General features: G+C 69.3%; 10 protein-coding genes and 1 pseudogene. 8 read left to right on the top strand and 3 right to left on the bottom strand.

The features are described from left to right. On the top strand, window positions 1-646 hold a 646-nt coding region (locus GJ632_RS13580; RefSeq protein ID WP_231751561.1), incomplete at its 5' end, for a pyridoxal-dependent decarboxylase. Between the two features lie 123 nt (window positions 647-769). Next, window positions 770-1,351: a VTT domain-containing protein gene (locus tag GJ632_RS13575; RefSeq protein ID WP_089807037.1), complete on the top strand. Its 582-nt coding sequence runs from the start codon at window positions 770-772 to the stop codon at window positions 1,349-1,351. Window positions 1,352-1,391: 40 nt separating this feature from the next. Here the strand turns inward: GJ632_RS13575 and GJ632_RS13570 are convergent, their stop codons facing one another. Beyond that, entirely contained in the window at window positions 1,392-1,904 is a 513-nt protein-coding gene (locus GJ632_RS13570) for a CNNM domain-containing protein (RefSeq protein WP_089805246.1), read from the bottom strand. Between the two features lie 334 nt (window positions 1,905-2,238). On the opposite strand from GJ632_RS13570, the gene metG reads away from it, so the two are divergent. Next, window positions 2,239-4,305 carry a methionine--tRNA ligase gene (gene metG / locus GJ632_RS13565; protein ID WP_191453239.1) on the top strand — a complete coding sequence of 689 codons (2,067 nt, stop codon included), beginning with the start codon at window positions 2,239-2,241 and terminating at the stop codon, window positions 4,303-4,305. 36 nt (window positions 4,306-4,341) lie between these two features. Here metG and GJ632_RS13560 read toward each other — a convergent pair whose 3' ends face one another. Beyond that, on the bottom strand, window positions 4,342-4,575 hold the full coding sequence (locus tag GJ632_RS13560; protein ID WP_197427999.1) for a hypothetical protein: 234 nt from the start codon (window positions 4,573-4,575) through the stop codon (window positions 4,342-4,344). A gap of 159 nt (window positions 4,576-4,734) precedes the next feature. Between GJ632_RS13560 and GJ632_RS13555 the strand changes: the two genes are divergently transcribed. Further along, complete coding sequence (locus GJ632_RS13555; protein ID WP_089805240.1) at window positions 4,735-5,067, top strand: hypothetical protein; 333 nt, start codon at window positions 4,735-4,737, stop codon at window positions 5,065-5,067. Between the two features lie 26 nt (window positions 5,068-5,093). Here the strand turns inward: GJ632_RS13555 and GJ632_RS13550 are convergent, their stop codons facing one another. Next, window positions 5,094-5,906 (bottom strand): cytochrome bc complex cytochrome b subunit, encoded by an 813-nt coding sequence (locus tag GJ632_RS13550; RefSeq protein WP_191453238.1) that lies wholly within the window; start codon window positions 5,904-5,906, stop codon window positions 5,094-5,096. 142 nt (window positions 5,907-6,048) lie between these two features. Here GJ632_RS13550 and pyk point away from each other — a divergent pair. The 4 genes and pseudogenes from pyk to GJ632_RS13530 all read left to right on the top strand — a co-directional run bounded on the left by pyk (window position 6,049) and on the right by GJ632_RS13530 (window position 11,509). Further along, window positions 6,049-7,806: pseudogene (pyk, locus tag GJ632_RS13545) on the top strand (pyruvate kinase). A 91-nt stretch (window positions 7,807-7,897) separates the two neighbouring features. After that, window positions 7,898-8,197, top strand: coding sequence for a hypothetical protein (locus tag GJ632_RS13540; protein WP_191453237.1), 300 nt, complete (start codon window positions 7,898-7,900; stop codon window positions 8,195-8,197). A gap of 127 nt (window positions 8,198-8,324) precedes the next feature. Further along, window positions 8,325-11,021 (top strand): S1C family serine protease, encoded by a 2,697-nt coding sequence (locus GJ632_RS13535; RefSeq protein WP_191453236.1) that lies wholly within the window; start codon window positions 8,325-8,327, stop codon window positions 11,019-11,021. 119 nt (window positions 11,022-11,140) lie between these two features. Then, window positions 11,141-11,509, top strand: coding sequence for a hypothetical protein (locus GJ632_RS13530; protein WP_343161180.1), 369 nt, complete (start codon window positions 11,141-11,143; stop codon window positions 11,507-11,509). Window positions 11,510-11,683 lie beyond the last annotated feature (174 nt).

The following is an 11,683-nucleotide window of genomic DNA, read 5'->3' as shown; positions in this document are numbered from 1 at the left end:
CGACGACACCGTCCTCGTCGTCGGCGTCGCCGGCACCACCGAGTTCGGCCGCGTGGACCCCATCCCCGAACTCGCCGCCGTGGCCCACGACGCCGGCGCCTTCCTGCACGTCGACGCCGCGTGGGGCGGGTTCCTCCTCCCGTTCACCGACCGCGCGTGGAGTTTCGCGCACGCGCCGGTCGACTCGCTCACCGTCGACCCGCACAAGTGCGGGCAGGCGTGCATCCCCGCCGGCGGCCTCCTGTTCCGCGACCGGAGCGGGCTGGACTCGCTGGCCGTCGAGACGCCGTACCTCGAATCCACCTCGCAGGCGACGCTGACGGGCACCCGAAGCGGTGCGGGCGTCGCCTCCGCCGCGGCGGCGATGGACGAACTCTGGCCCGACGGCTACCGCCGCGAGTACGAACGCGCCGCCGACCTCGCCTCGTGGTTCGCGGGCGAACTCCGGTCGCGCGGGTTCGACGTGGTCGACCCCGAACTGCCGCTGGTCGCCGCGGACGTCTCCGACTCGCTGTTCGCGGCGCTTCGTGACCGCGAGTGGCGCGTCTCGCGCACCGACGCGGGCCACCTCCGCGTCGTCTGCATGCCGCACGTCACCCGCGAGGCGCTCTCGTCGTTCCTCGCCGACGTGGACGCAGTGCGCTGACCGGCCCTCGTCGTCGCGGACCGACGATTCGTCGTCGTCCCGAATCTCAAGACTTACATCGACCCGTGGGGGAACTCCGATATCGTGTCGCTCGTCGCCCTCGACGCCCTCTCGTCGACGACGGTGTTACCGGTACTCGCGAGCGGCGTCTCCGAACTCCTCGCGTCCGGCGGACTGCCGAGCATCTGGCCGGACTTCGGCTGGCTCTCCACTGCCGTCGAGACGGCGACGGGGTGGTTCGGGCTCGCCATCATCTTCGTCTACTCCTTCCTCATCGCCTTCGCCCTCCCCGGCGTGAGCGAAATCGTCCTGTTCGCCCCGCTGGAGTTGGGGCTGTCCAACACCGCCCGCCTCGCCCTCATCATGTTCGTCAGCGGCGTCGGCAAGGCCGCCGGGAGCGTCTTCGCGTTCCACATCGGACAGGAGGCCAAGAGCTCCGGGTTCGTGGAGCGACGCCTCCGCCGGTCCCGGTTCGACGTGATGGAGTGGACCGAGCGGAAGACGCTCGAGATAGCCCAGAAGTGGGGCTACGCCGGGTTGGCCGCCGCGCTCTGCGTGCCGGGTTTCCCCGACACGCTGTCGATATACGCGTTCTCCGTCCTCGAAGAGGACTACCTGAAGTTCGCCCTCGCCACGTTCGTCGGCAGCGTCGGCCGGTTGGTGTTCACCGTCGTCACCCTGTCGGGCGTCGGAGTGACGTTCTGAGATTCGCCGTCGACTCGCGTCGCCGCGGGCCGGCCCTCGCTCACTCGACGTACGGCTTCTCGATGTCCGTCTCGCCCCCGAGCCACGCCGTCAGTCGGCGCGTGAGTGCGTCGAACAGCCCCACGAGCGGTGAGATGCTGCGCTCGACCAGCGAGACGGGACGGGCGACGGTGAGCGACCAGCGCCGCGCGTTACCCAGCCCGAACGACTTCGGGACGATTTCGCCGAACACGAGGACGACGGACCCGACGACCAGCGTCGCGGCGGTGACGGCGACGCCCGCGGAGACGTGCTCGACGAGGAGGACAGTGACGATGCTGGAGATGGCGACGTTCACCAGGTTGTTGCCGACGAGGATGGTGACGAGCAGTCGGTGCGGGTCCTCGCGGAGTCGTCGCAGCGTCACGGCGCGTCGGTCCCCGGTCGCGGCCCGGTCGTCTATCCACGCGACCGGGAGGGAGAATATCGCCGTCTCCGAACTGGAGAAGAAGGCGCTGAACAGCAACAGGACGACGACCGAGGCGGTGCCGAACGCGACGAGTGGGAGGTCCATGGGCGACGTTCGTCGCGAGGCGGGAAGAACGCTGGTGAGACCCGAGCGAGTTATGCCTCGCCGCGCACTACGTCCCGGCGTGACGAGCCACCCGTCCCGTTCGATGCGTACGCCGCCGTTTTAGCGCCGGGTGGACCCGCCGCGCGACGCCGACTCGGCCCCACGAGTCGCCGTCCGCGCCGGTGAAACTACGGTTCGACGCGCGCCGGCCGATAGTCGCGAAACCAGCGGGACGCACGCGGACGAACACGTCGGAGAGCGAAGACGAGCGAAGCGAGTCAGAACTCTCCCGACGGGGTTTTGGTCCCGCCCACGAGAACCACCAGACACGATAATGAGCCACGAAGACTTCCCCACGGAGAACCCGGCGGTGGTGACCTGCGGGTTGCCGTACGCGAACGGCGACCTGCACATCGGCCACCTCCGGACGTACGTCGGCGGCGACATCTACAGTCGCGCGCTGAAACGACTCGGCCAGGAGACGGCGTTCGTCTCGGGGTCGGACATGCACGGGACGCCCGTCGCGGTCAACGCCGAGAAGGAGGGCGTCACGCCCGAGGAGTTCGCGCTCCGCCACCACGAGACGTATCAGGAGACGTTCCCGAAGTTCGACGTCGAGTTCGACAACTACGGCCACACGCACGACGAGACGAACACGGAACTGACGAAGGAGATAGTCCGCACGCTGGAGGCGGAGGGCTACGTCTACGAGAAGGAGATACCCATCGCCTACGACCCCGACGCCGACCAGTGGCTCCCGGACCGCTACGTGGAGGGCACCTGTCCGTACTGCGGCGAACACGCCCGGGGCGACGAGTGCGACGAGGGCTGTGGTCGCCACCTCGAACCCGGCGAGATAGAAGCGCCCGTCTCGACCATCACCGGCAACGCCGCGGAGTACCGCGACCGGAGCCACCGCTTCTTCCGCGTCTCCGAACTGCAGGAGTATCTCGGGGAGTTCCTCGACCGACTGGAGGGGACCTCCAACGCGCAGAACCAGCCGCGCGAGTGGGTCGAGGGCGAACTGCAGGACTGGTGTATCACTCGCGACATGGACTGGGGCATCGACTACCCGGGCGAGAACGAGGACGATTTGGTCCTCTACGTCTGGGTCGACGCGCCCATCGAGTACATCTCTTCGACCAAGCAGTACACGGAACGCGTCGGCGCGGACGTGTTCGACTGGGAGGAGGCGTGGCGTGAGGACGGCGACGTCGTCCACATCATCGGCCGCGACATCATCCAGCACCACACCGTCTTCTGGCCGGCGATGCTGCGCGCGACCGGCTACGTCGAACCGCGCGCCGTCATGGCGTCGGGGTTCATCACGCTGAACGGCAAGGGCTTCTCCACGTCGCGCAACCGCGCCGTCTGGGCCGACGAGTACCTCGAAGAGGGGTTCGACCCCGCGCTCATCCGCTACTACCTCGCCACGAACGGGGGGTTCCAACAGGACGTCGACTTCTCGTGGGAGAAGTTCCGCGACCGGGTGAACAACGAACTCGTCGGCACCGTCGGCAACTTCCTCTACCGGTCGCTGCTGTTCGCCCACCGCGAGTACGAGGGAACGCCGGACGCGGACCTCTCCGAGGAGGTGCGCGACCGCATCGAGGGTGCCATCGACGACTTCGCCGCGGGCGTCAACGACTACTCCGTCCGCGAAGTCGGCAACGCAGTCGTCCGACTCGCCCAGTTCGGCAACGAGTACATCCAGCAGCACGAACCGTGGAAACTCGACGACGGCGCGGAGAAGCGACAGGTCATCCGCGACTGCGTCCAGATAGCGAAGGCCGTCGCCGTCCTCTTCGAACCGGTCGCCCCCGGGAAGGCCGAACTGCTCTGGGACGACCTGAACGAGGACGGGACCGTCCACGACGTGGGCGTGGCGGCGGCACTCGACGCGCCCGCGGCGTCGTTCGACGAACCCTCGGAACTCTTCGACAAGATAGCCGACGAACGCGTCGAAGAACTCAACGAGAAACTCGAGTCGCGCGTCGCCGCGACGGCGGAGGAAACCGAAAGTGACGAGTCCGACGACGAGAGCGAAGCGGACGTGACAGACGAACTCGAACCGCTTCTCGAAGACCGAATCGGCTTCGAGGAGTTCCAAGAACTCGACCTGCGCGTCGGCGAGATTCTCGACGCCGAGGGTATCGAGGGCGCGGACAAACTCGCCAAACTGACCGTCGACATCGGCGTCGAGGAACGCCAGATAGTCGCGGGCATCAAGCAACTGCACGACCTCGAAGACCTGCCCGGGAAGAAGGTCGTCGTCGTCGCCAACTTGGAGCAGGCCGAACTGTTCGGCGTCGAGTCGAACGGGATGGTGCTGGCCGCGGGCGAACAGGCCGACCTGCTCACGACGCACGACGACGCCGAACCCGGGACGCGGGTCAAGTAAGGAAGCGCGCGACGGCGACGCGTCGCGACGGCGCCGTTACCGCGACTCGACGGCGACCCGAACCTCGTCGTCGGTCACTTCGACGATCTGGTCGGCGGCGACCGAGAGCGCGCCGTCGTCGTTCTGAAACGCGTCCTCCATCTCCGCCGAGAGTCCGGTCTCGCCCTTCAGCATCGCTTCGTCGTCCTGTACGCCGGTCACTTTGCCGATTCGGTCGCCGTTCGGCCCGACGACGTGTTTGCCGACGATGTCGTCCGTGACGTGTTGCACGGTTCGGCCGAGTCGCGCGCGGCGCTAAAGACTGATGGCGGGGTGCGACCGGACGCCGGACGGCGGTCCGGGGGTCGACACCGCTCGACCGTTCAAGCGGTTGCCACGAAGGCGCGGCGACCATAACGATTTTTACCCCGACCCAGAGAGTGAGCGTCGATGTACTTCGGTCTCACGAGCGCCGACGTGGCACTCGAACGCGGTCCGCCGATTCGGCTCTCGCCGCGCCTCGCCGCGGCCACCTTCCGGTTCGTCTCGGACGTTCCCCGGGGCATCCGCGACGGCATCCACCGGGTCGCCGTCCACGACCAGAACGACGGCTCGTTCGACGTGCGGTTCACCGGCGAGACGGACGGCGCGTACGTCGTGGACCGCGTCGTCCTCGAAGCGGTGGTCGCCTCGCTGGAGGCCGAAGACGAGTACGGCCGGTGGCGCGCCTCCTGGGAGGGGCGTCGACCGGACTGGATTCCGGCGTCGATGGCCGAGCACTGAACCCGGCGCGGTTCGACGTCCGGCGCTCACCTCGGCGGCCGGAGGCGGTAGTACCGGCGGTTCAGGTCGTACATGTACCCCTCGCGCATCGTCTTCAGCACCGCGTAGGTGACGACGCCGCCGACGACGGGCGCGATGAACGTCAGGTCGAACAGGACGTTCGGGTTCATGGGAACGAGGTTCTTGATGGCGAGGATACTGACGGTGAACGCGAACAGGACGCCGCCGACGCCGACGGCGGCCCAGAACGGTTCCTCGACCGGTCGTCGCGCCGACCCCTTGTTGAGGAACGGCACCAACGCGATGACGCCGACGACGATGGCGTTGGCGACGACGCCGAACGTCCGGTCGGCCATCAGTTTCTGCCCGCCGAGGACGGCCAACTCGGGGTTGATGGGGTCGAGTTTGAGCAGTCCGAACGACCAGTAGAGGTACCAGTCGGGCAGGATGATGGCCGGCGTCGAACTCGGGTTCGCGGGCGCACCGATGTGCGGCGGGAGCGTCGCCGAGAGGAACAGGATCATCCCGACGAAGAAACTCGCGATGGCGGAGTTGCGGACGATTTCGTGCGGCCACGTCGGGAACGCGAGCACGTCGCGTTCGACGTAGTCGGACTCCTGTCGCAGGACCTCGTCCTCGCGCCGGGAGCGCTCGAAGTACTCGTACGTGAGGCGGGCCAGCCCCGTCGTCCGCGCCTTCCGTTCGGCCCACGTCGGCGTCCGGTCCGCGGGGACGATACCGCCGCCGTCGCCGCGCACGTCTGTGCTCCCGCCGTCCGTCTCCGGCCGCCCCGTCGTCGTCTCACCCCCGGCGGGGCGGCGTCGTGCCGTCGAATCCATGCGGAGGATAGGCGGCGAACGGAGATAACCTCGCCGCGGGGGCGAACCGGGAAGCGGTAGAGGGAGCGCTATAGATGGTAGTTTTTACCACGAGAGTAGTCCATCGTCGGGCTTTTTTACGCGTTCGCCTGTAGTCCGTGTCATGAGAAACGCGAAAATCGTCTGTACGCTCGGCCCGGCGTCCGACGACCAATCGACGATTCGGGCACTCTCCGACGCGGGGATGAGCGTCGCCCGCCTCAACGCCAGTCACGGCACGCCGGAGCACAGAGCGGAGGTCATCGACCGCATCCGGACGGTCGACGCCGGCACCGAGGAACCCCTCGCCGCGATGGTGGACCTGCAGGGCCCCGAAGTGCGAACCGCACCCATCGACGAGCCGATTCACCTCGCGACGGGCAGCGAAGTCCGATTCGTCGAGAGCGACGACGCGACGCCCGAGGAAGTCGGTCTCTCCTACTCCATCGCCGCCGCCGAACCCGGCGACACCGTCCTCCTCGACGACGGCCGCATCGAGGCGACGGTCGAACGCGTCGAGGGCGACACCGTCGTCGCCCGCATCGACTCGGGCGGCGAACTCGACAGTCGAAAGGGCGTCAACCTCCCCGGCGTCAAACTCGACATCGACCTCATCACCGAGGGCGACCGGCGGGAACTCGAAGTCGCCGCCGAGAAGCGCGCGGACTTCGTCGCGGCGTCGTTCGTTCGCTCGGCCGAAGACGTCTACACCATCAGCGACGCACTCGAGAACCTCGGCGCTGACATACCCGTCGTCGCGAAGATAGAGCGCGCGGGCGCGTCGAGAACTTGGAGGAGATAATCGAGGCGTCGTACGGCGTGATGGTCGCCCGGGGGGACCTCGGGGTCGAGATGCCACTCGAAGAGGTGCCCATCATCCAGAAGCGCATCATCCGGCGGTGTCAGGCGACGGGGACGCCCGTCATCACCGCGACGGAGATGCTCGACTCGATGGTCCACTCGCGGCGGCCGACCCGCGCGGAGGCGTCGGACGTGGCGAACGCCGTCCTCGACGGAACGGACGCGGTCATGCTCTCAGGCGAGACGGCTATCGGTGACAACCCGGTCCGAGTCGTCCAGACGATGGACCGCATCGTCCGACAGATAGAGTCCAGCGCGGAGTACGACGAGACGAGAGAGCAACACGTCCCCGCGGCCGAGGACGACTCCCGGACTGAGGCGCTGTCCCGCGCCGCCCGCTACCTCTCGCGCGACGTGAACGCCACCGCCATCGTCGCCGCCTCCGAGTCGGGGTACACCGCGCGGAAGACGGCGAAGTTCCGCCCCGGCGTGCCCGTCGTCGCCACGACGCCGAACGACCGGGTGCGCCGCCAACTCGCCCTCTCGTGGGGCGTCATCCCGAAGTACGCCGCCTACCGCAACGGCATCGACGACATCATGGACGACGCCGTCGACGCCGCCTCGACGCCGACGCGCCGAGTCGGGCGACACCCTCGTCGTCCTCTCGGGGATGATGACGGAGCTAGAGGGGACGAACACGACGAACATGCTCAAGGTCCACGTCGCCGCGGAGGCCATCGCCACCGGACGGAAAGTCGTCGGCGGCCGGGTCGCCGGTCCGCTGGCCGTCTCGCCGGACGGCGACCTCTCGGACGTCCCCGACGGCGCGGTGCTCGCCCTCCCCGCGGAGTTCGACGGCGAGTTCGACGGCGACGCGAAGAAACTCGGCGGCATCATCGACGCGCGCCCCGGCATGACGGGCTACCCGGCCCTCGTCGCCCGCGAACTCGACATTCCGATGATATCCGGCGCACCGCTGCCCGAGAGCGTCGAACCCGGCACGGAGGTGACGCTCCACGCCGAACGCGGCGTCGTCTACGAGGGTAACGTCATCAAACACCAGTCCGACCCCGACCGATAGGTCGGACGCCACCGCGGCGAGGCGCGGACGGGAACCGAGCGACCGTGCTGCGGCGGTAGGCCTTTGGCCGCCCGTCGCGTAGGTCCGGTCGATGGATACCCGCGACGACGGCGTCGAAGAACGACGGGGTGTCGGCGATGACCAGTCGGCCGGGTCCGCGAACGGCCAGTCGGCGGACGCCGCGAACGGCCGGTCCGCGGAGCCCGCGACCACCGAGCCGTCGGGTGCGACCCCGTCCGAAACCGACGACGACGCGACGCTCGGCGCGCAGTTCGGCGACGACGGCCGCCGACTCGGACCGCTCGAACCTGGCTCGCCCACCGTCGAGAACGCCCTGTTCGTGGTGCTCGGTGCAGTCGCCACCGTCCTCCTGTTCGTGACCGCGCTCTGACCCGGTTCGGCGCGCCCGAGTTCCCGACTGCGCACCGCTCTCGACGGGGAAATTATCAGTTCTGAATACTCGACCGCAGTCTTTTATGTGAGATGCTCGGTAGTGAGTGGTAACTGCCGCTCCCCCGATGCATTCGACACGCACTCTCACGGCGTTGGCCGCGGTGTTGCTGCTCGTCGCCGCCGCTCCCGCCCCCGCGTTCGCCCTCCAGACCGACGAGCAGACGCGACCCGTCTCGGTCGACGCGCGGACGGACTCCGTCGCGGCCACCGACCGGACGGCGTCCGACGCACCCGCCGACCCGCGACGGGCGGTGACGGCCCCCGGGCGCGGACCGACGTTCGCGGCACAGGAAGACGCCTCCGGGTCGTTCGGCGGCGACAACGTGACCGTCACCCGCGGCGACGAAGTGACGTTCACGGTGAAGCACTCCGGTCCCGCCAACCTCACCATCGGTGGCCCGAACAACGGGTTCAACGTCCGCGTCGCCCTCGGCGGCGGCGGGAGTTCGGAGATAACCATCGACACGTACGCGACGACGGCGGCCGACGCCGACGAGTTCGTCGAGGGCGGCGACGCCGAGTGGGTGTCGGACCCCCTGTCGAAACCGGTCGAACCGGCGGACTACTTCATGAACGTCTCCGTCGGCGGCGACGAACGCGCCGTGACGACGCTCACCGTCGTCCCGCGCGGCGAGACGTCCGCGGAGTCGTTCGTCGCGCCCGTCTCCTTCGAACCGCCCGCGTCCGCCACGGGGACGGAGAGCGACGCCAACGTGGGCGAACTCACGGGCGTCATGACCGCGAGCAACCGCCTCGCCAGCGGCGAGTACCACGTGATGCGCGTCCACGAGTCCGGGCTGGAGACGGCGCTGAATCCGTCGGAACTGTCCGGGGACGCCGCGTCGAACGGCGTGAAGCTGAACCTCACGCAGGCCTCGCCGGGGCCGAACCGCGACGCGGAGGAGTACGTCGTCACCGAGGACGCCGAGGCGAACGTCACCGTGCTTCCGGTCCTCGAACGGGACACCGTCTACTTCGTCCTCGACACCTCCGACCTCTCCGTCTACGACCAGACCGAGCGGAACGCCTACGAGATGCAGTTGACGCTGACGACGGAGAACGGCATGGTGGACGAGGAGACGGCCCTCGCGACGACGACGTTCCAACTCGTCGCGCCGGAGGCGACGCTGTCGCCGGCGAACGACTCTGTACACTACCCGTGGGAGAACGACACCTTCGCCGTGCGCGGGACGACGACGCGCGCGCCGAACACGACGCTCGAAGTGCGCCTCCGGTCGCCGAAGCCTGACGCCTTCCTCCTCATCGAGGACGCGACGGTGGACGGGAACCGCGAGTACCGGGCGACGTTCGAGTTAGAGGGCGTGACCCGCGGCGTGAACGCCACGCTCTGGACCGAGGGCGTCCGCGACAGCGACCCGTTCTTCCTGCAGACCGCACAGGAAGTGTCGCTCGTCGCGCCGAACCCGCACGTGCGGTTCGAGAACCAGTCGCCGGACGGGGCGCGGGTTCGGGTGGCGAAGGCCGAACTCCCCGACGGCGGGTTCGTCCGCGTCCGCGACGCCGACGGGAACGCCGTCGGGCGGTCGAGCTACCTCGCCGCCGGGCGACACCGGAACGTGACCGCGGAACTGTCGCTTCCGCTGTACGACGAGCAGACGCTCCGCGCGGAACTCGTGGCCGACGACGGCGACGCGGCCGGACCGCCCGCGGACGGTCGGAAGCGCGCGACGCGACGCCGACTGCTCGCCGCCTGCGCGTGCGGCGGCCTGAGCGCGCTGGCCGGCTGTCCCGGGGGATTCCGCGGAGAGACGGCGACCGGGACCTCGACCGAACGGACGCCGACCGAGCGGACGCCGACGCCGACCGAAACGGCGGAACCGACGCCCACGCCGACCGAGACGGAGACGGCGTCGGTCTTCGAACGGCTCTACGAGCGGACCAGCGACTCGGTGACGCTGGTGAGCGCGGGGACCAGAACCGGGTCCGGGTGGGTCGTCGACGACGCGGGGCGAATCGTCACCAACGAGCACGTCGTCCGGTCGGCGAGCGAGGTGTCCGTCCGCTACGACCGCGACGAGTGGCGGACGGCCGCGGTGCTCGGCACCGACCCCATCGGCGACCTGGCCGTCCTCGAACCGTCGGACCCGCCCGACTACGCGCCGCCACTCTCGCTCGCCGCGGACCCGCCGTCGGTGGGCGAGGACATCGCCATCATCGGCGCGCCGTTCGGCCTGCCCGGCAGCCTCTCGGTCGGCGTCGTCAGCGCGACGGGTCGCTTCCTCGACAGTCCGACCGGGTCGTCCATCCCCGGCGCGATACAGGTGGACGCGACGGCGAACCCGGGCAACAGCGGCGGGCCGATTCTGTCGACGGCGGGCGAGGTCATCGGCGTCCTCAACTCGGGGGCGGGCGTCGCCGTCAACTTCGGCATCCCCGTGTCCCTCGTCGAAGCCGTCGTCCCCGAACTCACCGCGGGCCGGGACTACCGCTACGCGACGCTTCGCATCTCTGTCGTCGAGGTGACCCCCGCAGTCGCGCGAGCGAACGACCTGACGGACGTGACCGGCGTGCTCGTCAGGCGCGTCGCGCCGGGCGGACCCGCCGCGGGGATACTCCGCGGGAGTTCCGAGACGGCCGCGGTCGACGGCCGCGAGGTCCCCGTCGGCGGCGACGTCGTCGTCGGCCTCGACGGCCGAACGGTGACCTCCGTCGCGGCGTTCGCCGCCCACCTCGCGTTCGAGACCCGCCCGGGCGACGACGTCGAGGTGACCGTCCTCCGCGACGGGACCGGCGGACGGTGACCGTCACCGCCGCCGCGCGGACGAGCGTGTAGCCGGGGCCTGCCGACGATTCACCGCGGCCCCGGCGCGTCGTTTCGACCAGAATACATTTCCGCCGCGACGGCGAACGACGCGCAACCGTGCCCTCCACCCTCCGATATCGAGTCAGCGCGTCCCGCCTCGCCGTCTTCCTCGCGTTGGCGGCCATCCTCGCGGCGCTCGTGGGACTGGCCAACGAACCGCTCACGGTCGAGTTCGTCGCGATGGCCGTCGTCGTCCTCGGCTTCTTCGCCGCGAGCGTCTTCGACGCCGTCCGCGAACACCCGCTGTACGAACTCGCGTCGGCGGTCCACACGGCGGTCGTCTTCGTCCTCCTGTACGTCGCGCTGTACGAGGGCGTCTTCCTCCTGGCCCTCGCGGGACTGGCCGTCGTCGGCGTCGGCGTCGAACTGTACAACCTCCGGAACGGGACGTCGTACCTCCGGTTCGGCGGCCGCGAGGCCCGATGACGACGCGCGAACCGACCGCGTCGACGGTCGAGGGGGGTTCGGCGACCGCCGGGGGAGATGCACCGCCGGACGAGACGCCGACCGACGAGAGCGATGCGTCGACCGGCGCGGACGGAACACCGACCGACGAAGACGAAGCCGCGACCCCCGTCCCGCGCGTCGACGCCGCGGAGA

Source organism: Halogeometricum sp. CBA1124 (assembly GCF_009741955.1).
Classification (GTDB): Archaea; Halobacteriota; Halobacteria; order Halobacteriales; family Haloferacaceae; genus Halogeometricum; species Halogeometricum rufum.
This window is presented reverse-complemented; position numbering and strand designations above follow the sequence as displayed.

Coding starts and splice junctions, on each gene's coding strand:
- GJ632_RS13570 (WP_089805246.1), bottom strand. CDS start 1,904: ATGGACCTCCCACTCGTCGCGTTCGGCACCGCCTCGGTCGTCGTCCTG.
- metG (WP_191453239.1), top strand. CDS start 2,239: ATGAGCCACGAAGACTTCCCCACGGAGAACCCGGCGGTGGTGACCTGC.
- GJ632_RS13555 (WP_089805240.1), top strand. CDS start 4,735: ATGTACTTCGGTCTCACGAGCGCCGACGTGGCACTCGAACGCGGTCCG.
- GJ632_RS13550 (WP_191453238.1), bottom strand. CDS start 5,906: ATGGATTCGACGGCACGACGCCGCCCCGCCGGGGGTGAGACGACGACG.
- GJ632_RS13540 (WP_191453237.1), top strand. CDS start 7,898: ATGGATACCCGCGACGACGGCGTCGAAGAACGACGGGGTGTCGGCGAT.
- GJ632_RS13535 (WP_191453236.1), top strand. CDS start 8,325: ATGCATTCGACACGCACTCTCACGGCGTTGGCCGCGGTGTTGCTGCTC.